This window comes from Halorubrum persicum (assembly GCF_002727125.1).
GTDB lineage: Archaea > Halobacteriota > Halobacteria > Halobacteriales > Haloferacaceae > Halorubrum > Halorubrum persicum.
On the sequence record NZ_NHOA01000060.1, the window covers coordinates 13,234 to 34,066 of the forward strand.

Here is a 20,833-nt window from a genome sequence, read left to right on the forward strand (position 1 = left end):
GAGCGGTCCGTCGGCGAGTCGGATACCGGGAGTATTTGTCTCGCGGTTGCCTCCGGTCAGACATGCGAACGCTCGTTTTCGACGGTCGGACCGGCGCCGCCGGCGACATGATCTGCGCCGCGCTGATCGCGGCCGGCGCCGACCCCGACGCCCTCGCGCCCGTGAGCGACCGGCTTCCGGTCCGGTACGAGGTCGGCGACGCGACGAAAAACGGAATCCGGGCGACGACCGTCGACGTGGTCCTCGACGGCGACAGCGACGAGGAGGGCGACGACGCCGGCGGTTCCGGTGCGGATAAGCACGGCCATGCCCACGAGCACGACCACGCGCACGGACACAGTCATACGCACGGGCACGACCATTCCCACGAGCACGGTCATACGCATGACCACGACGACGCGGAGCACACCGACGATGACCCCGAGCACGCCGAAGGAGCCGGCGTCCACCGCAGCTACCCCGAGGTCGTCACGCTCGTCCGGTCGATGGGTCTCCCCGAGTCGGTCGAGTCCGTCGCGCTCGACGCCTTCGAGCGACTCGGTCGCGCTGAGGCCTCGGTCCACGGCACCGACCTCGACGAGACGCACTTTCACGAGGTCGGTGCCGACGACGCGATCGCCGACGTGGTCGGCGCGGCGCTGCTCCTCGACGACCTCGACCCCGACCGCGTCGTGACGACCCCGGTCGCGACCGGCGGCGGCGAGGTCGAGATGAGCCACGGCGTCTACCCGGTTCCGGCGCCGGCGACGACCGAAATCGCGTCCGGAGCCGACTTCGCGATGGTCGGCGGGCCGGTCGACCGCGAGCTGCTCACGCCCACGGGCGCCGCGATCCTCGCCGCGGTCGCCGAGGGCGTCGACGCGATCCCGGACCTCGACCTCGACGCCGCCGGCTACGGAGCGGGCGACGCGACGTTTGACCGGTATCCGAACGTGCTCCGGGCGCTGGTCGGCGAGGAGCACGAGCCGGGAGATGAGCGGCACGGACGCGGCGACGCCGCCCGCGCTCCCGACGACCGCGCCGGCGGCCTCGTCCACGACGACATCGCCGTTCTCGAAACGAACCTCGACGACGCCTCCCCCGAGGTGCTCGGCGGGCTCCAGGAGACGCTCAAACGCGCCGGCGCGCGCGACGTGACGATCGTGCCGACGACGATGAAGAAGTCCCGCCCGGGCCATCTCGTGACGGTGATCTGCAAGCCCGACGACGCCGAGGCGGTCGCGGAGCGGCTCGCTCGCGAGACGGGCACGCTCGGGGTTCGTCAGTCGGGCGCGAGCCACCGGTGGATCGCCGAACGAGACTTCGAGACGGCGGTCGTCTCGGTCGACGGCGACGAGCACGAGGTGACCGTGAAGGTGGCCTCGACCGTCGACGGCGACGTGTACGACGTGAGCGCCGAGTACGACGACGCCGCCGCGGTCGCCGAGGCGACCGGGCTGCCGATCCGGGACGTGGTCCGCCGGGCGGAGCGGGACGGACGCGACCGGATCGGCGAGTAGGCGTTACCCGCTGAGACCGCTCCGGTCACCCCGGCGGGTCGACGCGCTCGACGCGCTCCGGTTCGACGCCGAACCCGTCCGCCAGCCGGTCGGCGACGCAGTCGGTGAACGCATCGGCGGGTCGGTCCCCGCCCCGGACTGAGAGGGTCGCGACCGCCTCGACGGTCGTGTCGTTGAGCCCGGGCTGGAGGCCCGCGATCGACAGGTCCTCGACGGCGACGCCGTCGACGCGCTCCAACTGCGCGCGGGCGCCGGCGACGAGGTCGCCGGTGGCGGCCTGCGAGACGCGCACCATGACGGTCGCTTCCACGGTCTGCGTGTGAATGGCGGCTGCCATAACCCCTCGCCGCGAGTCGAACGCGGTGCGGACCGGTCCGCGGCCTCGAACGCGGCTCCGTCCGAGACGGACCCGACGCTCGCGAGGGGGGACGGTCGCGTCCGGCGGTCGGTGGGCGACACAGCGGCGGCTGGAGAAGTCGGGCGGTGGTCCGTCCCGCGGGGAACTCCCCCAGCCGACGCGCGTCACGCGGTCGGGCGGACGGACCGTGTCTCCGGAATCCCGTAGCCGTTCCAGCCGAGGAGCGCGCCGCTGACGAGGGCGGCGGACGCCGAGGCGGCGGAACGGAAGCGGGTCATACGTGAATTCCGGCGGCGCAACGCGCCGTTGGTGACTCGGTTTATCGGAGAGATATTAAACCTGTGGCGGCCGCGAGCATTGGTAACTGTTCGCTTACACGTCGTGAGCGGCGACCCCGACTGCGACCACAAATCCCGTGCAGATGTCCCAGATCGTCCGGTTCCGGCGAGGGCGAGACGACAGGCCTATGACGAACGCCCGACCAGTTGCGCGTAAGCAGTCACCGTCATGATCGAGCGAATCCACACGTCGGACGTCGAACCGGACGCGGACGAGGTCGCCATCGCCGGCCACGTCCACGAGATCCGCGACCTGGGAGGCCTCGTTTTCCTCATCGTGCGCGACCGCGAGGGACTCATCCAGATCGTCTTCAAGGAGGAGCGCGAACCGGAGCTGTTCGAGGCGGTCCAGGACGTGGGCGCCGAGGACGTGGTCCGCGTCGTCGGCGAGCCGCTGGAGAGCGATCAGGCGCCCGGCGGCGTCGAGATCGCGCCGACCGAGTACGAGGTCATCGACGAGGCGGACTCGCCGCTCCCGCTCGACATCTCGAAGGACATCGAGGTCGACCTCTCCACTCGGCTCGACAACCGCGCGCTCGACCTCCGCAAACCGGAGACGCTCGCGGTGTTCACCCTCCGCTCGAAGCTGATGACGGCGATGGAGGAGTGGTTCGACGACGAGGGGTTCGTCGACATCAAGACCCCCCTCATCTCGAAGGGCGGCGCCGAGGGCGGCGCCGAGCTGTTCCCGATCCTCTACTACAACCAGGACGCGTTCCTGTCGCAGAGCCCCCAGCTGTACAAGCAGATGCTGATGGCGTCGGGGTACGAGGCCGTCTACGAGACGGGCACCGCGTTCCGCGCCGAGGACTTCGCGACCTCCCGACACGTCTCCGAGATCGCGATGTTCGACGTGGAGCTCGCGTACATCGACGACCACGACGACGTGATGGACGTTCAGGAGGAGTCGCTGCGCCACGCGCTCCGTGCGGTCGCCGAGAACGCCGAGCGCGAGCTCGACCTGCTCGACGTCGACCTCGACGTACCCGAGGACGACTTCCCGCGGATCACCTTCGACGAAGCGCTCGACATCCTCGAAACCGAGTTCGGACACTTCCCGGACGACCCGACCGACCTCGACACGAAAGGCGAGAAGCTGCTCGGCGAGCACTTCGAGGAACAGGGCCACCCCGCGTTCTTCGTCGTCGGCTACCCCGACGAGAAGTTCTACTACATGCAGGACGTCGAGGGCGACGACATCGCCTCGCGGAAGTTCGACCTCATCTACAAGGGGCAGGAGCTCTCCTCGGGCGGCCAGCGCGAGCACGACGTCGACCGCATGGTCGAGGTCATGGAGGAGGAGGGCGTCGAGACGGCCAACTTCGAGTTCTACATCGAGGCGCTCAGCTTCGGCACCCCGCCCCACGGCGGCTACGGGCTCGGGATCGACCGCCTCGTCCAGAAGGTCGCCGACCTCGACAACATCAAGGAGGCGATCATGTTCCCGCGCGACCCGAACCGGCTGGAGCCCTGAGCGAGTCGACACCCCGCAGGGCCGGAGCCCCACCCGAGGCGCCCCGGCCGTCGCGCGCAGACGCGCTTCGCTGATCCGGTCCGCGGCCGAGCCACCGCGCGTGGCCACCCGACGCATTCTTTTATAAGTAGCGCGCCGTTCTCGCCGAACCGCCGTCGAGGCGCTGTTCCCGCCGCCTAAACCGAATTAAATCGGGCACAAGTCGGCTAAACCGCTTGGGGTATTAAAGCAGACAGCGCCCCGAGCGGAACCCGTCATGAACGCGATCCGAACGACGCTGCTCGTGGCGCTCGCCACGGTGGTACTGATCGGGACCGGCGCGGCCGCCGGCGCCGTCGCGGCGACGCCCGGACCGGACAACGCTCCGGGGGACGCGGGGCCGCCGAGCGATCTGCCGGAGCAGGTACCGGAGTTCGTCGGGGACATCCTGCAGAGCGTGAACGACTTCCTCTCCGGGGAGGCCGACGACCTCGGTGAGAACGTGAGCGACGTGGCCGGCGACGGAACCGGGACCGACGACGGGTCCGGTTCCGGCGGCGGGCCCGATTCGGACGATGAGGAGGGGGTGTAGCGTGACTGACCCCACTTCCAGTCTCGACGCGCTCGACCGGCGGACCTACCTGCAGGCGACCGGCGCCGCGGCGCTCGGGGCCGCCGGGCTGGCCGGCTGCGTCGGCCGCGCGACCGGGACGCTCGCCACCGCCGTCACCGACCAGCCCGCCGACATCGGCGACTTCGAGTCGCTCGTGGTCACCGTCGAGGGGATCTGGCTCGGGCCGGAGGGCGCCGAGAGCGGCGCGGACGGGAACGCGACTGACGAAGGGAACGCGACGGACGGAGAGGCCCCGACGGACGGTGCCGACGGCAACGAGACCGACGACGGCGATGACGGAGACGAGGCCGGCGACGGCGACCCCTCCGGCCGCGAGTATCACGAGTTCGACGAGCCGCAGGACGCCGACCTCGTTCAGCTCCAGAACGGGGAGACGCAGCTGATCGACGAGCGAGAGCTGTCCGTCGGGACGTACCGATTCCTCCAGCTGGACATCTCGGGCGTCGAGGGCACGCTGGAGGGCGGCGACGAGGCTCAGGTCGATCGGCCGGGAAACGCCCCGCTGACGTTCAACGCGGAGTTCGACGTTCGCGAGAACACCCGAACGGTGTTCACCGCCGACTTCGCTCCGGTCCGGCGCGGCAACGGGCGATACCTCCTTCGACCGGTTCCGAGCGGGATCGAGGTCGATTACGTGGAGACGAACGGCGGCGAGAGCGACGACAACAACGAGAGCGCCGACGAGACCGGGTAGAAAGCGGCGCATCGCGTTCCCCCACGGTCCCCCGTTGAAGCCGCGGTCCGGTCGCCGGGCGATATCCGCTCCGGCCATCGGCGGCCACGGCTTCGGGGTCAGGGCTGGGAGCGGTCCCGGGATTCGGGGACCAGGGGAATGCACGTCGGCATCGGTCCCCCGTCGGAGGCACACGACCCGTTCGACCGTCCCGTCACGTCGATCGCGGCGGGACGGTCGGGTTTTCGTTCGGTACGACGCACCACGTCGACGCGCGTAGTGCCAACGCCGGTCAGGCGGTCGGCGACGCGCGGTCGCTTACGACTGTCCGATACAGCGGTCCGGCGAGCAACAGCGCTCCGAGGCCGGCCATCGCGACGATCGCGGTCGGGTCGATCGAGGCGACGCCGCCGGACGCGAGCCGGTCGACGGAGACGCCGATCGCGACACCGATGACCGCCCACGGAAACTCGCCGAGCGCCGTGCCGACGGCCAGCGACCGGAGGCGGATCCCGGACCCGGCGGCGGCGACCGAGACGGCGTCCGAGGGGATCGGTAGCAGCCGGATCGCGGTGACGGCCCGAACGCCGCCGGTGGTCTCGGCAAGCCGCTCGCCGGCGCCGCAGAGCCGATCGGCGATCCGCGACCCCTCTCGGGCTCTGACGCGCCCGGCCCGCGTGAGCCAGTACGGCGGCAGCGCGGTCGCGACCATCGCGGCGACGCCGATCGGGAGTCCGGCCCACCCGTATCCGAAGCCGGCGACGACGGCGAGCAGGGTCGTCGGCCACGCGAGGAGGGGCCTGATCGCCGTCAGCGCGACCAGCGCGGCGCCGAATCGGACCGGGTCGTCGGCGAGCCACGTCAGCGGTCCGAGCACGACCTCGGGGGAGACGACCCACGCGGCCGACGCGATCGCGGCCAGCGCGACGCCCGCGAGCACGTACCCGACGGCCCCGGTTCGACGGTTCACGAGCGATGGTGTCTCCTCGGGCAATAAACGCTTTGTGGAGCGCTCCGGGGAGTCACGACAGCTTCCCGAGCGCCTCGAAGAAGTCGGACTGGGGGCCGGCGATCCGCATCGGCGGAGTCGTTCGATCGACGGTCACCTCGGTCGGTGCGGTGAGGGTCGTCACGTTCCGCCCGTCGCTGGCGACGACGGCCTCCTCGACGCCTTCGACCGTCACGGTCACCGTCGCGTCGGCGTCGACGACGAGCGGGGGCATTCCCTCCTCGGCGACCATCTCGTTGACCACGAGCCCGCTCACTCCCGGGTGGACGAGCGGCCCGCCCTCCGAGAGGTTGTACGCCGTCGAGCCGGTCGGCGTCGCGACGAGGACGCCGTCGGCGTGGCCGCCGGCGTACCGGCTCCCGTCCACGCGGACCTCGTAGTCGATCCCGGCGCCCGGACCGCGTCGCCCGCTCTGGATAACGATCTCGTTGGCCGCGGGGACCGAGGTCCAACTGTCGGTCCGCGCGGCGAGCCGCGGCGCCTCCCGCACGTCCATCTCCCCGCGGTCGAACGCCGCGACCTCCGAGAGGACGGCCTCCTCGGCCGCCTCCGGGGGGACCGCGTTGAGAAAGCCGACCTCGCCGAGGTTGACGCCGACGATCGGGGTGCCCTCGGCGTTCCGCGCGACGAAGAGAAACGTCCCGTCCCCGCCGACCGCGACCGCGAGGTCGCAGTCAGCGAGGGCGGCGACCGCCCGGCCGGCCTCCGGATCGTCGAGCGCGTCGGCGGTCTCCGCGTCGAGCCAGACGGATGCGCCGGCGCCGACGACCGCGTCGCGCAGCTCGTTGGCGACGGCGACCGCGCGCTCGCTTCCCTTCCGAGCCACGATTCCGACCTCCATGCGCCACCGATTCTCGCCACCGGACAAAAGGATGCGGACATCGGACCGCGGTTCCGGAAAGTTTCAAGCCGTCGGCCCGCCTTGCCTGAACCATGTCGACCCCCCACGGCCGACTGGAACCATGAGCGAGGAGGACGACTGGTTCGAGCGCGCGCTGCAGGACGACGCGGACAGCGATGCGGCCGACGACGGGGAGGGGGACGAGGCGAGCGGAGACCGAGGCGGGGAAGGCGCCGAACCCGACGAGGCGGGCGGCGAGGACGAAGCCGGCGGGGAACGGAGCCAGAAGCGGGACGACGAAGGCGACGACGAGAGGGACAGTGACCCGTTCGGCGGGATCCGAGAGGGAGAGGGGGACTCCTCGCGCGATGTCGATAGCGGCCTCGGCGCGGACGAGTTCGGGGATGACGACTCCGACGGCGAGCCCCCCGACAGCGGTGTCGCCGCCGATGACGACCCGTTCGGCGGTGGCGCGTTCGGAGACGAGGCGTCCGAAGCCGATACGTCCGGCGGCGATGCGTTCGGTGGCGGCTCTTTCGGCGGGGAGGATCCCTTCGACGGCGGATCGACGGGGAGCGACACCGCGGACCCGACGGGATCCGGGGGGTTCGGCGGGGAGTCGTTCGGTGAGGACGACCCGTTCGACGAGGGGGGAGGTAGCGCCGAGAGCGGCGGGCCGACCGGAGGCGGCTCGGCCGACCCCTTCGGCGGCTACAGGGGGAACGCGGCGGGGGCGTCGGGAGGGCCGGACGATGTCGGTTTCGGCGACTTCGAGGGCGGAGAAGGCGGGGACGCGTCCTCGGAGTTCGATGTCGATCCCGACGAGTTCGAGTCGTCGATCGACCGCACCGACATCGGGATCGAGGGGCTCGACGAGATGATCCTCGGCGGGGTCCCGCGCCGCTCCCTCCTGTCCGTCATCGGCGGCGCCGGGACCGGGAAGACGACGTTCGCGCTCCAGTTTCTCAACCAGGCGCTCGAAGCCGGTCGGAAAGGGGTGTACATCACCCTCGAACAGACCCGCGAGTCGATCCTCTCGACGGCCGAGGAGAAGGGGTGGTCGTTCCGCGAGCACGCGGCGGAGGACCGACTCGCGGTGGTCGCTATCGACCCGATCGAGATGGCGAACTCGCTGGCGTCGATCCGGAACGACCTCACCCGGCTCATCGCCGACTTCGACGCCGACCGGCTCGTGCTCGACTCCGTCTCCCTGCTCGAAATGATGTACGACCACCCGGCGAAGCGCCGCTCGGAGGTGTTCGGCTTCACCCGGTCGCTGAAGGAGGCCGGGGTCACCACCCTGCTCACCTCGGAGGCGAGCGAGCAGAACCCCTTCGCCTCTCGCCACGGGATCGTCGAGTACCTCACCGACGGGGTGTTCGTCCTCCAGTACATCCGCGGGACCGACTTCCGCGAGACGCGTCTCGCCGTCGAGATCCAGAAGATCCGCGACGCGAATCACTCGCGGCAGTCGAAGCCGTACGAGATCACCGACACCGGCATCTCGGTGTACGGACAGGCGAACATCTTCTAACCCGGCGCTCGCCGTGACAGAGCCACACGAGAAGATGCACCGTCCGGGAGTCACGCGAGTGGAGCGAGCGTGACAACGGACGGTGCACGAACGAAGTGAGTTTGCCGACCCAAGGGAGGCAACCGTCGACTGACGTAGTCAGTCGGGAGTGCACCGTCCGGGAATTGAACCCGGGCTATTAGCTTGGGAAGCTAATGTCCTACCACTGGACCAACGGTGCGCACTCGAACGTACCGAATCGTCACACTTGAACGTAGCGTTTCGGGTGCCGGGAGCCACACCCTTAACCCGCCGCCGACGGAGTCGTCTCCATGCACTCACAGCCGAACGAGACGGACGTATCGGCCGATCCAGCGGCCATCGAGCGCGTCCGGGAGCGACGCGCCGCCCTGGCGCCGGCGCTCGGCCGAACGTGGACCGACGACGAGCCGCGGCGCTTCCTCACCAACCTGACCGCGCTCGGGAGCCGGATGGCCGGCAGCGAGGGAGAGCGCCGAGCCGCCGCGATCGTCGCCGACGCGTTCGCGCGGGCGGGGCTCGCCGACATCGAGACGAGGCCGTTCGAGATGGCCGCCTGGGAGCGCGAGAGCGCGACGCTCCGGCTGACGGCGCCCGGACGCGACGGCGCGGCGACGACCCGCGAGTTCGAGGCGATCGCCCTGCCGTACTCGCCCGCGGGACGCGTCACCGGCGAACTCGTGGATGTCGGCTACGGCACGCCCGCCGAGATCGACGAGCGGGCGGTCGAGGGGCGGATCGCGGTCGCGTCGACGACGACCCCGGAGGGGAGCCGGTTCGTCCACCGGATGGAGAAGTTCGGCTACGCGGTCGACGCGGGCGCGCTCGGGTTCATCTTCGTCAACCACCTCGACGGCCAGCTCCCGCCCACGGGGTCGCTGACGTTCGGCGAGGAGGCCGACGCGGTCGCCGTCGGCGTCTCGAAGGAGACCGGCGCGTGGCTCCGGGAGTACGCCGTCGACGGTCGCGGCGGGGACGGGCGAGGCGGAGCGACGGAAGGCGACTCCGCGGTGACCGCCGAACTGTCGGTCGAGGCGACGACCGAGCCGGGAGAGAGCCGGAACGTGGTCGGTCACGTGGGTCCGCAAACCGACGAACGGCTACTTCTGCTCGCGCATTACGACGCACACGACATCGCGGAGGGCGCGCTCGACAACGGCTGCGGGATCGCGACCGCCGTGACCGCCGCGGCGATCCTGGCCGAGGCGGCGCTCCCGATCGGCGTCGACGTGGTCGCCGTCGGCGCGGAGGAGGTGGGGCTCCTCGGCGCGGAGGAACTGGCGGAGCGGCTCGATCTCGACCGGATCCGAGGCGTGGTCAACGTCGACGGCGCGGGGCGGTTCCGCGACCTCGTGGCGCTTGCGCACGCCTCCGAGGCGGCCGCCGAGGTCGCCGACGCCGTGTCGGTGGGCGCCAATCACCCGATCACGGTGGACGCGGAGCCGCATCCGTTCTCCGACCAGTGGCCGTTCGTCCGGCGCGGGGTGCCGGCGCTCCAGCTCCACAGCGACTCCGGCGACCGGGGACGAGGATGGGGGCACACGCACGCGGACACCCGCGACAAAGTCGACGACCGCAACGTTCGGGAGCACGCGATGCTCGTCGCCCTCCTCGTCGCCGAGTTCGCGGCCCCCGAGCGCGAGGTGGATCGGCTCGACCGCGGCGACCTGATCGCCGCGCTCCGCGAGGCCGACTTCGAGACGGGGATGCGCGCGGCCGACCTGTGGCCCGCCGGGTGGGAGTGACGCCGGTCAGTTCCCGCGGCCCTCCGGCATCGGCGGCGGCGCGCGCTTGTGCGCCGTCGCGCGGTGGCGCGCGAGCAGTTCCGCGACCGTCTCCGCGTCGGCCTCGGTCGCGACCCGTTCGGCGACCGTCTCCGCGTCGAGCCCGCGATCCACGGCCAGCCGCAGCACGGTATCGATCACGTCGTACGGGGCGCCGAGATCGTCGGCGTCGCGCTGTCCGGGGAGAAACCCCGCGGTCGGCGGCTTCTCGACGACGAACGCGGGCACGTCGAGCTCCTCGGCGAGCGCGCGAACGTCGGTCTTGTACAGGTGTCCGAGCGGCAGCAGGTCCGCGGCGCCGTCTCCGTGTTTCGTCACGTAGCCGAGCAGGTGTTCGCTCCGGTTGGTCGTCCCGCAGACGAGCCGGTTCGTCGCGTTGGCGGCGAGATACGCCACGGCCATCCGGAGCCGCGCGATCGCGTTCCCGGACCGAATCGGCTCGTCGTGGAGGTCGAACCGGTCGGGTGCGACCGCACCGAACTGCGCGAACAGCGGCTGAAGGTGGACGGTGTCGTGGTCGATCCCGAGCGCGTCCGCGAGCGCCTCGGCGTCGCGGGCGTGCGGCGCCCCGACCTTGTTACAGGGGAGAATCAGCCCGTACACGCGGTCGGCCCCGAGCGCCTCGACCGCCAGCGCCGCCGTGACCGTCGAGTCGAGGCCGCCGCTCATGTTGACGACCACCCCGTCCGCGCTCGCGTCCGCGACCGCGTCCTGGATGAACGCCCGGATCCGCTCGCGCTCCGCGGCCGGGTCGGGTGTGTCCAGCGATTCGGTGCCGTCAGCGAGGTCCGCACGGTCCCGCTGATCCGCGGTCCCCGACGCCGGGGCCGCGGAGCGGTCGGGCACGGTCTCCGACTCGAACGCGGTCGGCTGCGGGTCACCCATCGGTCCGCCCCCCGAACGACCGCCTTGGGACCGATCCGCCCGAGGAGAACCCGAGCGAAGCGAACGATGTTCCGGCGATCCGAACGGACCCCGGATCGCGGGCGTCCGGCCGACACGTACGGGCGTCGGTTCGATGGCTCATAGTCGTCCACCGCTTTCGAATCGACGGATAAATACTCGTGGTAGGGGTTGTTTAAGGAATTACACGAATAACACACAGTAAGATCTATTCTGCATCCAATACCAAATCAGACGCCCAACAAAATCTCAAAAGACCTCCAGGATACAGAAGCAGTCGTATTTGGATCCAGTAATGCCACGATAAGGTTCAAAATCACGGTAGAGCACAAAATACACAAAATTATCTCACCATAACATTCTTTATCAACCATATAAGGTGATTTTATCACAACATTTATCCAATGCTGGTCGCTCGATACGCGCATGTCGACGATACAGCTCACGAGCAGTCAGAAACGGGTGCTCACGGCGCTCGTAAACCTCGCAGAGAACGCGGATCGGCCGGTGTCGGGAGCGCGGATCGCCGAGTCGATCGACCGAAACGCCGGGACGGTTCGAAACCGGATGCAGAGCCTGCGCGACGTGGGTCTGGTAGAGGGCGTCGCCGGGCCGAAGGGCGGCTACGTCCCGACCGACGCGGCCTACGAGACGCTCGGCGTCGAGCGGATGGACGGCGCCGCGACCACGCCCGTCGAGTGCGAGGGTGATCCGGTAGAGGGCGTGAACGTCGAGGAGATCGACCTCTCCAGCGTCGCCAACCCCGAACTGTGTCGGGCGGAGCTCGTGATCCGCGGTCCGGTCGGCACCTTCGACGCCGGCGACCGGGTGACCGTCGGTCCGACGCCGGGCGAGGGGCTCCGGCTCTCGGGGGTCGTCGACGCGACGCACGTCGACGGCAACACCCTGTTGGTCCGCGTCGAGGGGATGGAGACGGGGGGCGGCGAGCAGGCGGCGTAGGTCACGACCGGTCCGGTCCCGCGATCCGAGACCGGATCGCCCCCGTCGCCGCGGCGGCGTGTCGGGCGTCGCGGTACCGGTCCCCGAAGGCGACGCGCGCGCTCTCGGCCGCCTCGGGGTCGACCTCGAATTCGACACCCCCGTAGCTCACGTCCCAGAGCACCAGCGGCTCGGGCGGCGCGGGCCCGACGCCGAACTCTCCGGGGACCGGATCGGGGGCAAGCAGACGGTCGATCAGGGAGCCGTCAGCCGTGCCGCGGCCGACCGCGCGGACCGCGGCGACGAGTCGGCGCACGAGCTTCCGCGGGAACCCCCCGGCGCTCACCTCGACGACGAGGAGGTCCCCGTCTCGGGTCGCGGTCGCGTCCAGGTCTCGGACGGTTCCGGTCTCGTCGCTCGTCAGGTTGTGAAAGTCGTGCTCGCCGGAAAACCGAGCGAGCGCGTCCCGAACGCGACCGTCGTCGACCGCGTGATCTCGCTCCGGCTCCGCGGTGCGGGCCGGCGCGTACAGGTGATAGCGGTAGGTCCGCCGGGTCGCGTCGTGAGTCGCGTGAATCCCTTCAGACACGTCGGCGGCCGCCCAGACCCGCACCGAGCCCGGGAGGCGCCCGTTGAACGCCCGGGGCGTGAGCCAATCGGGCGCCGCGAACGCGACCGTCTGCGCGACCGCGGAGACGCCGGCGTCCGTCCGGCCCGCGGCGGCGTACCCCGGCGGCGTCGCGTGCGTGGGCCCGTCGCCGCGGTCGATGATCCCGTGTTCGGCGAGCGCGCGCAGCAGGGTTCCCTCGACGGTCGTCGCGTGCGGCTGCCGCTGGAAACCGGCGTACTCGCGGCCGTCGTACGCGACCCGGAACGCGCGGGTCGCCGTCGGCCCGTCGGTCACTCCGCGTCGGCGGCGTCGCCCGCGCCGACGGCCGCCTCCGAGTCCGCCGCTTCCTCCAGGTCGGCCATCGGCACCGTGACGACCGGGACGGGAGAGACGCGAACGATCTTCTCGGTGACGCTCCCGAGGAGGACGCGCCGGAGGCCGGAGCGCGCGTGGCTCGGCATCACGACGATGTCGGCACCCACGTCGTCGATCGCGTTCTCGATGACGTCGACCGGCTCACCCTGAATGACGTTGCCGACCACCTCGATGCCCGCCGACTCCAGCTCCGCCGTCACGGTCTCGACCCGCTCCGCGGCCGCGTCCTCGACGCGCTCCGCGAACGCGCCGGCCTGTGGGCCGCGAAGCGTCTGGGCGATCGTGTCGATGGCGGAGACGACGTACACGGTCGCGTCGTAGCGCTCCGCGAGGCTTTTGGCGTGCGGTATGGCGTCGTTCCCTTCGCCGCCCGGCGCCACTGGAAGGAGGATGTCGTCGTACATACGCGAGGCTCCGCCCGCCGGATGCAAAACGGTACCGGCCGTCGGATGGACCGACGCCGCGGGGCGGCGAGGTTACAGCCCGAGCGCGTCGAGCAGGTCGAAGCCGACACCGGCGTAGCCGACGAGCTTGAACCCCAGATAGATCCCGACGATGGCCACCACCCCCGGCAGCTCGGGCGGGGCGGGAATGGGCACGCGGAGGAAGGCGAACAGCGCGCCGACGGTGAGGCCGACGATCAGGGCCGCGACCGTCAGCACGGGCGTGGAACTCATGTCGCCGATTCGGCGTCGTTGGTTCTTAAGGCCGACGTTCGCGGTCGGTGCGGTGAGACCGATGGGCAGTCGCGAACTCCCCGCTGACGCCGCGGATGGGCAGGGTTTTCAGACGGGCGCTCCTCCACGGGAACATGGCACGAGAGGTTTCCAACCCCGGCAACCCGCAGGTGACGCTTCACACGAATCACGGCGACGTCGTCGTCGAGCTGTTCGAGGACCGCGCGCCGAAGACGGTCGAGAACTTCCTCGGGCTGGCGCGTCACGACCCCGCCGCCGACGCGGATCCCGCCCGCGAGACGAACACGTGGGAGGACCCCGAGAGCGGCGAGGTCCGCGGCGACTCGCTGTACGAGGGCAACGTCTTCCACCGCGTCATCGAGGACTTCATGATCCAGGGCGGCGACCCGCAGCAGAACGGTCGCGGCGGCCCCGGCTACCAGTTCGACGACGAGTTCCACGACGACCTGACTCACGACGGCCCGGGCATCCTCTCGATGGCGAACTCCGGCCCGAACACGAACGGCTCGCAGTTCTTCATCACGCTGGACGCGACGCCCCACCTCGACGGCAAGCACGCCGTCTTCGGGCAGGTCATCGACGGGATGGACGCGGTCGAGGAGATCGGCTCCGTCCCGACCGACCGCCGCGACGAGCCCCGCGACACGGTGGAGATCGAGCGGGTCACGGTCGACGAGTAGGACTCTGCTCGCGGAGCCGTGTATCGGTAGATCGGCCGGTCGACGTCACCAGCGGACGGACGGTTCGGCCCCGCGTCGCTCGGTACGGGCGGGTTATGCACGTCAGTCGGCGACCGGATTCGCGGCCGGGCGGCTTACCGAGCGAGGCGCTCCTCGCGGGACCGGTGGAATCCGTACGCCCCGACGATCACCGAGAGCCACATGAGAGCCGTGTACGGCCAGACGTAGCCGAACCCCTGTCCGTAGATTCGGATCGCTCCGAAGCAGGCGATCACGCCTAACAGAATCGCAAGCCGCTGGAGGGACTCACCGTGCATCGACTGGTCGGTTGGACGCACCAACGGATAGTGTTTATCCATACTCGTGCGCGGCGGAGCTGGCAAACCGCCTCGTCGCAACTCGCGCCAGTCAGCGAACGACTGCGTCGCGCGCTGTGGCTTCCGGGGCGCGCGAGCGACTCGACGAAGAGTCGCAGTTACACGACCCGATTCTCCAGCTCCTCCCCGTCGTCGAGTCGGCCGACGTTCCCGGCGAGGATGTCGGCGACGCGCTCGTAGTAGTGTGGAGTGTGACCGGCGTTGTGCGGGGTGATCGTCACGTTTCCGAGCCCCCACAGCGGGTGGTCCTCGGGGAGCGGCTCGGGGTCGGTCACGTCGAGCGCGGCCCCGCCGATGCGGTTGTTCCGGAGCTCCGAGACGAGCGCGTCCGTGTCGACGACCGGTCCGCGCGCGATGTTGACGAGGACCGCGTCAGCCCGCATCGACCGAAGCGCGTCGGCGTCGACGAGCCCGCGGGTCGCCTCCGTGAGCGGGCACGCGAGCACGACGTACTCGGCGTCCGCGATCGCGTCGTGGAACTCGTCGAACCCGTACACCTCGTCGGTCGGGCCGCCCTTCTCGGGCGAGTACCTGACGCCCGTCGTGTCGACGTCGAAGGGCTCCAGCCGGTCGGTGATCGCCGAGCCGATCGCGCCGAGCCCGACGACTGCGACGGTGGACCCGTACACCTCGGTCGTCTCGTAGCTCCGCCACTCCCGGCGGTCCTGCTGGCGATGCGCGCGCGTCCACTGGCGGGCGTGCGTGATCATCGACCCGAGCACGTGTTCGGCGATGTTCGGGCCGTGGACCCCCGAGGCGTTCGTCAGGGCGACGCCGTGGTCCGCGAGCGCCTCGCGCGGGAGGTGGCCGGTGCCGGCGAACACGCACGCGAACAGCTCCAGGTTCTCGGCGACGGCCAGCAGCTCCTCGTCGATGGTGAGCCCGACCGCGACCCGCGCGGTCTCCAGCAGCTCGCGCTCCTCCGCCGGCGTCCGCGCCAGCGCGACCGATCGGTCGGGGAGGCGTTCGCGGATCGCCGCGGCCAGCTCCGCGCCATCCGAGCCGTGGATCGTCTGTCGCAACACGAGGATGTCTGGGTCGCTCATGGCGGAGAGACTCGTCGCAACGAGTAAAAAGGGTGTTCGTCCGGCGACCGCTGCCGGCATCGGCGGGCCGCTGGCGTCTCGCCGCCGTTCCCCCCGACCGCCTACTCCAGCGCCGCGTCGAACGCGGCCTGCAGGTCGGCCTTCATGTCGTCGGCGTGCTCGATCCCCACCGACACCCGGATGAGGCCGTCGGTGAGCCCGGCCGCGAGCCGCTCCTCGCGGGGGATCGCGGCGTGGGTCATCGCGGCGGGCTGCTCGATCAGGCTCTCGACGCCGCCGAGCGACTCCGCGAGGGTGAACACGTCGGTCTCGCTGACGACCGTCGACGCCTGGTCGAGGGTGCCGTCGAACTCGAAGGAGAGCATGCCCCCGAACGCGTCCATCTGCTCGGCCGCCAGCTCGTGGTCGGGATGGCTCTCCAGCCCGGGGTAGTAGACGCGGCTCACGTCGTCGTGGCTCTCCAGCCACTCGGCCAGCTCCATCGCGTTCTCGCAGTGGCGGTCCATCCGGACGGAGAGCGTCTTGGTCCCGCGAAGCACGAGGAAGGAGTCGAAGGGGCCGGGCGTCGCGCCGACCGAGTTCTGGTAGAAGCCGAGCCGCTCGTCGAGATCGGCGTCGTCCACGATCAGCGCGCCGCCGATGGTGTCGGAGTGACCGCCGAGGTACTTCGTCAGCGACTGGGAGACGATGTCGGCGCCGTGTTCGAGCGGGCGCTGGAGGTACGGGGTCGCGAACGTGTTGTCGACCGCACAGAGCGCGTCGTTCGCGTGGGCGATCTCGGCGAGGGCACCGATGTCGTTGACGTTCATCAGGGGGTTCGTCGGCGTCTCGACCCACACCAGCTCCGTCTCTTCGCACATCGCGTCCCGGACCGCGTCGTGGTCGGTCGTGTCGACGAACGAGGTCTCGATGTCGTACTGTTCGTACACCTGCGTGAGGATCCGGTGGGTCCCGCCGTACACGTCGTCGCCGGCGACGACGTGGTCTCCGGATTCGAGGAGGTTCAAGACGGTGTTTATCGCGGCCATCCCGGAGGCGAAACAGCGCGCGTGGCTCCCCGACTCCAGCGAGGCGAGGTTGGCTTCGAGGTCGGTCCGGGTCGGGTTCCCGGTCCGGCTGTACTCGTAGCCGCGGTGCTCGCCCGGCCCGTCCTGCTGGTACGTGGAGTTCGCGTGGATCGGCGTCATCAGCGCGCCGGTCTCCGGGTCGGGCTCCTGCCCGGCGTGGATGGCGCGTGTCTCGAAGTGGCGGTCGTCGCCCTCGCGGGACTCATCGCCCTCGCCGGCATCGGATCGGTCGCTCATACTCGGCGGTCGTCGCCGAGGGAGGTGATTCTTCCCCTTCAGAGCCGGAGCGTGCCAACAGCGGGCGCCGTCGCTAAAGGTGTGAGGCTGTGAGAAGTGCTCGGTCAGGGATTTGAACCCTGGTCGTCGGCTGTCTTCCAAACCGGCGCGCCGTCGCGCCGCGTCTGCCGAAAGGCCAACATGATTGGCCGGACTACACCAACCGAGCGCAATTTCGGGTAATGCCGCATCCGATTTAACTCTTCTCAAGTCGCGGCACCGTGGGAAGCGTCGGCAGGGTGGCGGCGCCATCGTTCGGTTCGCTGACCGTTCCGGGCGATCGACCCCACCGGTTGAAAGGTTAACGTGCAGGTTGATAGGGCGGCACGTGCTTCGTTTTCGTATGCCGAGAGTGACACGCGACGGCGTCGATATCCACTACGCCGTCGACGGGCCGCGCGACGGTCCGACGGTACTCCTGTTGGAGGGGCTGGGGTACGGTCGCTGGATGTGGCGGTGGTTGACCGAGGACCTCGCGGACGAGTACGAGGTGCTTCGGCCGGACAACCGCGGTACCGGCGACTCCGACGCGCCCGACGGCCCGTATGCGATCAGCGAGATGGCCGCCGACGCGCGGGCCGTCCTCGACGACCGCGACGTCGACCGCGTCCACGTCTGCGGGGCGTCGATGGGCGGGATGATCGCACAGGAGCTCGCGCTCGCCGACGACCGAGTCGCCTCGCTGACGCTGCTGTGCACCTCGCCGGGGGGTGAAGAGGCCCCGGAGATGCCGGCCGAGGTACGGGAACACATCTTCTCCGCGCCCGACGACCTCGGCCCGCGCGAGCGAATCAGATACCTGATGGAGCCCGCCGTGAGCGACGGGTTCTACGAGCGCGAGCCCGACCTCGTCGACCGGATCGTCGACTGGCGGCTCGCCGGCGACGCGACGCCGAGCGGCCGAGAGGCGCAGGCCGCGGCGGTGACCGCGTTCGACGCGACAGACCGGCTCGACGAGATCTCCGTTCCGACGCTCGTGCTCCACGGCACCGACGACCGGGTGCTCCCCGTCGGCAACGCGGAGCTGCTCGCCGCGCAGCTCCCGCACGCGAGCGTCGAGCGGGTCGAGGGCGGCCCACACCTCTTCTTCATCGAGGAGCGGGACGCGATCGACAGTCGGATCCGGTCGTTCCTCGACGAGGTGGCCTGACATGGAGGCGAACGATCCGCGGGCGACCGGTGGCACCGACGACTCCAGACCGCACCCGCACGCCGACCGGGGGTACGACTGGGTGGGGTCGCTGTCGGCGCGGCGCGCCCGCCTCTCCCCGGACCGCGTCGCCGTCACGGACACCGTCGCCGGCGAAGAGTACACGTACGCCGACCTCGACGAGCGCGCCAACCGCACCGCTCGGTTCCTCCGCGACGCCGGCGTCGCGAAGGGCGACCGAGTCGCGGTGATCTCGCGGAATCGGGTGGAACTGGTGGACCTGTTCTTCGCGACCGGCAAGATCGGCGCGGTGCTCGCCCCGCTGTCGCACCGACTCGCCGAGCGCGAGCTGGCCGCGGTCCTCGGCGATGTCGACCCCGGGCTGCTCATGGTCGAGACGCCGTTCGAGGGCGACGTGGTCGACGCCTTGGAACGCGCCGACGCGGAACCCCCTGTTCGGGCGATTCCCACCGACGAAGACAACGCGTGGCGGCCGTACACCGCCGATCTGCCGACCGACGGGTCGCCGGTCGAGACGGCGTCGGTGTCGCCCGCGGACCCCCATCTCTTCCTTCACACCGGCGGCTCGACGGGCGTTCCGAAGGAGACGGTGATAAGCCACGGGGCGATCCACTGGAACGGGTTCAACACGATCACGGCGTGGGGGCTCCGCGAGGACGACGTGACTCCGATGGTGTTCCCGATGTTCCACACCGGCGGCTGGAACGTGCTCACGGTCCCCTTCTTCCAGATGGGCGCGCGAATCCTCTTGAGCCCGGAGGTCGACCCCGGTCGCGTCCTCGCCAACGTGGAGCGGGAGGGGGCCACGACGCTCGTGGCAGTCCCCGCCGTGCTCCGGATGATGGCCCGGCACGACGACTGGGAGACGACGGACCTCTCGACGCTCCGATTCGTCAAGAGCGGTGGGGGGCCCTGCCGCGAGAGCGTGATCGAGGCGTGGCGCGATCGCGGCGTCGAGATCTCGCAGGGGTACGGGCTCACCGAGTGCGGTCCGAACAACTTCGCGATGCCCGACGGGTTCCCGGACGAGAAGACGCAGAGCGTGGGCGTCCCCGCGCTCGGGGTCGACGCTCGCGTCGTTGACGACGACGGGCGGGTGCCCGACGGGACGGTCGGGGAGCTGGAACTCGCCGGTCCCGCGGCCGCCGACGGCTACTGGAACAACCCGGAAGCGACCGCCGACACGTTCGGCGACTGGGTCTCGACCGGCGATCTGGCCCGGATCGACGACGACGGCTACTACCACATCGAGGGGCGCAAAAAGAACATGTTCGTCTCCGGCGGCGAGAACGTGTATCCGCCCCGCGTCGAGGACGCGCTCACGGATCACCCGGGGATCGAGGAAGCCGTGGTGGTCGGGGTCCCGAGCGAGGAGTGGGGGACCGTCGGGAAGGCGGTGCTCGTGGGCGACGAGTCGCTGACGCTCGACGACGTGGAGTCACACCTCGCCTCCCGCGTCGCGCGGTTCGCGGTGCCGAAAGCGCTCGCGTTCGTCGACGAGATGCCCACGTCCGGGCCGTCGAAGATCGACCGAACGGCCATCGAAGAGCGGTTCGGAGAGTGAAACGTGTCTCTAAGGAACAACCGTTATATATGTGGGGGATAACGGCTGGCCATGATCGACGTCACGATGGATATGGAGCAGTTCGACTGCCCGTTCATCGATACGTCCGCCGACCACGATGTCGACTTCTCCGCGATGCACTGGCAGCTCGACACGGCTGCCGAGCAGTTGGAGACGCGGCTGCTCGTCGAGTCGTCGGACCGCTACGAGCTTGGCGAGGGGCTCGCGGCGCTCCGCGACCACGAGAACATGGCGGAGTACAAGCAGTTCTCGAAGCAGGATGGCACCGCGATCATCCGGACCGTCATCGAGGAGACGAACGCGATGTCGACGATCACCGACCACGGCGGGTACATCACCGGCCCGTTCCGGATCGCGGACGGCTCCGAGCAGTGGCAGGTGGGGTTCGACGACGAGGCGACGACGGAAGCGGCGCTCCACGACCTCGAGAAGGGCAACGAGTTCGTCGTCGAAGACCAGTCTGAGCTGTCGATGGAGTCGCTGTTCGACACGATGCGGAACGCGAACGCGGCGTCGACGATGCTTGACGCCTGCCGCGATCTCACCGACGTCGAGCGCGACACGATCGAGACCGCCGCCGAGGAGGGGTACTTCGAGTCGCCTCGCGACGCGACGCTGTCGACCCTCGCCGACGAGTTCGACGTGTCGACCGCGGCGGTCTCAAAGAACATGCGCCGCGGCGAGAAGAAACTGCTCCGCAGCGTCGTCGCCGCGCTCGATCGGATAAACTAATGACCGGATTCGGAACCGCACCGCTCAGCGCCCGAACGAGTCGGTTTGGGGTATTCCCGCGTCGCTTGTTAACATCTTAACTCGCCCCCTTTTGTCGGTGTGTTCACACCGTTATTGGTATGCGAGACGTGACCACACGGCGATCGTATCTGCGACGAACTGGTGCCGCGGTCGGGGGAGTCGGGCTGGCCGGCCTCGCCGGCTGCACGGGCAACGGCGGCGACGGGAGCGAC

The 20,833-nt window shown here is 70.0% G+C and carries 21 protein-coding genes and 2 tRNA genes; 11 read left to right on the top strand and 12 right to left on the bottom strand.

From position 1 onward, the window contains the following. The first annotated feature begins 62 nt into the window (after positions 1-62). Complete coding sequence (gene larC / locus DJ69_RS08620) at positions 63-1,499, top strand: nickel pincer cofactor biosynthesis protein LarC (protein WP_099255241.1); 1,437 nt, start codon at positions 63-65, stop codon at positions 1,497-1,499. A 25-nt stretch (positions 1,500-1,524) separates the two neighbouring features. Here larC and DJ69_RS08625 read toward each other — a convergent pair whose 3' ends face one another. After that, the gene (locus DJ69_RS08625; protein ID WP_099255242.1) at positions 1,525-1,836 is read right to left on the bottom strand and encodes a hypothetical protein; all 312 of its coding nucleotides are present in this window, start codon (positions 1,834-1,836) and stop codon (positions 1,525-1,527) included. A 528-nt stretch (positions 1,837-2,364) separates the two neighbouring features. Between DJ69_RS08625 and aspS the strand changes: the two genes are divergently transcribed. The 3 genes from aspS (at position 2,365) to DJ69_RS08640 (ending at position 4,976) form a co-directional block, all read left to right on the top strand. After that, positions 2,365-3,669: an aspartate--tRNA(Asn) ligase gene (gene aspS, locus DJ69_RS08630; protein WP_099255243.1), complete on the top strand. Its 1,305-nt coding sequence runs from the start codon at positions 2,365-2,367 to the stop codon at positions 3,667-3,669. Between the two features lie 256 nt (positions 3,670-3,925). After that, on the top strand, positions 3,926-4,240 hold the full coding sequence (locus tag DJ69_RS08635; RefSeq protein WP_099255244.1) for a hypothetical protein: 315 nt from the start codon (positions 3,926-3,928) through the stop codon (positions 4,238-4,240). Position 4,241: 1 nt separating this feature from the next. Next, positions 4,242-4,976 (top strand): DUF4382 domain-containing protein, encoded by a 735-nt coding sequence (locus tag DJ69_RS08640; protein WP_099255245.1) that lies wholly within the window; start codon positions 4,242-4,244, stop codon positions 4,974-4,976. A gap of 271 nt (positions 4,977-5,247) precedes the next feature. Here DJ69_RS08640 and DJ69_RS08645 read toward each other — a convergent pair whose 3' ends face one another. Both DJ69_RS08645 and DJ69_RS08650 read right to left on the bottom strand, forming a co-directional pair. Then, positions 5,248-5,925 (bottom strand): TVP38/TMEM64 family protein, encoded by a 678-nt coding sequence (locus tag DJ69_RS08645; RefSeq protein WP_099255246.1) that lies wholly within the window; start codon positions 5,923-5,925, stop codon positions 5,248-5,250. A gap of 52 nt (positions 5,926-5,977) precedes the next feature. Further along, positions 5,978-6,805 (bottom strand): NAD(+)/NADH kinase, encoded by an 828-nt coding sequence (locus DJ69_RS08650; protein ID WP_099255247.1) that lies wholly within the window; start codon positions 6,803-6,805, stop codon positions 5,978-5,980. Positions 6,806-6,926: 121 nt separating this feature from the next. On the opposite strand from DJ69_RS08650, the gene DJ69_RS08655 reads away from it, so the two are divergent. Then, complete coding sequence (locus DJ69_RS08655) at positions 6,927-8,339, top strand: KaiC domain-containing protein (protein ID WP_099255248.1); 1,413 nt, start codon at positions 6,927-6,929, stop codon at positions 8,337-8,339. 149 nt (positions 8,340-8,488) lie between these two features. Here the strand turns inward: DJ69_RS08655 and DJ69_RS08660 are convergent. Continuing rightward, positions 8,489-8,559 (bottom strand) — tRNA-Gly (locus tag DJ69_RS08660). 91 nt (positions 8,560-8,650) lie between these two features. Here DJ69_RS08660 and DJ69_RS08665 point away from each other — a divergent pair. Then, positions 8,651-10,102, top strand: coding sequence for a M28 family peptidase (locus DJ69_RS08665; protein ID WP_099255249.1), 1,452 nt, complete (start codon positions 8,651-8,653; stop codon positions 10,100-10,102). A gap of 6 nt (positions 10,103-10,108) precedes the next feature. Here DJ69_RS08665 and DJ69_RS08670 read toward each other — a convergent pair whose 3' ends face one another. After that, the gene (locus DJ69_RS08670) at positions 10,109-11,026 is read right to left on the bottom strand and encodes an NAD+ synthase (RefSeq protein ID WP_099255250.1); all 918 of its coding nucleotides are present in this window, start codon (positions 11,024-11,026) and stop codon (positions 10,109-10,111) included. Positions 11,027-11,470: 444 nt separating this feature from the next. On the opposite strand from DJ69_RS08670, the gene DJ69_RS08675 reads away from it, so the two are divergent. Continuing rightward, entirely contained in the window at positions 11,471-12,004 is a 534-nt protein-coding gene (locus DJ69_RS08675; protein ID WP_099255251.1) for an Rrf2 family transcriptional regulator, read from the top strand. Position 12,005: 1 nt separating this feature from the next. Here the strand turns inward: DJ69_RS08675 and truA are convergent, their stop codons facing one another. From truA to DJ69_RS08690, 3 genes are all read right to left on the bottom strand, one after another. Further along, the gene (gene truA, locus DJ69_RS08680) at positions 12,006-12,887 is read right to left on the bottom strand and encodes a tRNA pseudouridine(38-40) synthase TruA (protein WP_099255252.1); all 882 of its coding nucleotides are present in this window, start codon (positions 12,885-12,887) and stop codon (positions 12,006-12,008) included. Further along, positions 12,884-13,372: a universal stress protein gene (locus DJ69_RS08685; protein ID WP_099255253.1), complete on the bottom strand. Its 489-nt coding sequence runs from the start codon at positions 13,370-13,372 to the stop codon at positions 12,884-12,886. The genes truA and DJ69_RS08685 overlap by 4 nt, the downstream gene beginning before the upstream one ends. 72 nt (positions 13,373-13,444) lie before the next feature. Further along, on the bottom strand, positions 13,445-13,645 hold the full coding sequence (locus DJ69_RS08690) for a XapX domain-containing protein (protein WP_095637343.1): 201 nt from the start codon (positions 13,643-13,645) through the stop codon (positions 13,445-13,447). 134 nt (positions 13,646-13,779) lie between these two features. Between DJ69_RS08690 and DJ69_RS08695 the strand changes: the two genes are divergently transcribed. Then, entirely contained in the window at positions 13,780-14,346 is a 567-nt protein-coding gene (locus DJ69_RS08695) for a peptidylprolyl isomerase (RefSeq protein WP_099255254.1), read from the top strand. A gap of 134 nt (positions 14,347-14,480) precedes the next feature. On the opposite strand, the gene DJ69_RS08700 is transcribed toward DJ69_RS08695, so the two are convergent. The 4 genes from DJ69_RS08700 to DJ69_RS08715 form a co-directional block, all read right to left on the bottom strand. Continuing rightward, the gene (locus DJ69_RS08700; RefSeq protein WP_099255255.1) at positions 14,481-14,663 is read right to left on the bottom strand and encodes a hypothetical protein; all 183 of its coding nucleotides are present in this window, start codon (positions 14,661-14,663) and stop codon (positions 14,481-14,483) included. A gap of 158 nt (positions 14,664-14,821) precedes the next feature. Then, on the bottom strand, positions 14,822-15,769 hold the full coding sequence (locus DJ69_RS08705; protein WP_099255256.1) for a D-2-hydroxyacid dehydrogenase: 948 nt from the start codon (positions 15,767-15,769) through the stop codon (positions 14,822-14,824). 101 nt (positions 15,770-15,870) lie between these two features. Beyond that, positions 15,871-17,073: a cystathionine gamma-synthase gene (locus tag DJ69_RS08710; protein WP_099255257.1), complete on the bottom strand. Its 1,203-nt coding sequence runs from the start codon at positions 17,071-17,073 to the stop codon at positions 15,871-15,873. A 97-nt stretch (positions 17,074-17,170) separates the two neighbouring features. Continuing rightward, a tRNA-Glu gene (locus tag DJ69_RS08715) sits at positions 17,171-17,281 on the bottom strand. Positions 17,282-17,455: 174 nt separating this feature from the next. On the opposite strand from DJ69_RS08715, the gene DJ69_RS08720 reads away from it, so the two are divergent. The 3 genes from DJ69_RS08720 to DJ69_RS08730 are packed head-to-tail and all read left to right on the top strand — an operon-like array spanning position 17,456 to position 20,600. Continuing rightward, positions 17,456-18,262, top strand: a complete 807-nt coding sequence (locus tag DJ69_RS08720; RefSeq protein ID WP_180271769.1) for an alpha/beta fold hydrolase — start codon at positions 17,456-17,458, stop codon at positions 18,260-18,262. Position 18,263: 1 nt separating this feature from the next. Continuing rightward, positions 18,264-19,847, top strand: a complete 1,584-nt coding sequence (locus DJ69_RS08725; protein ID WP_180271770.1) for an AMP-binding protein — start codon at positions 18,264-18,266, stop codon at positions 19,845-19,847. A gap of 51 nt (positions 19,848-19,898) precedes the next feature. Beyond that, positions 19,899-20,600 (top strand): helix-turn-helix domain-containing protein, encoded by a 702-nt coding sequence (locus DJ69_RS08730; RefSeq protein WP_099255258.1) that lies wholly within the window; start codon positions 19,899-19,901, stop codon positions 20,598-20,600. Positions 20,601-20,833 lie beyond the last annotated feature (233 nt).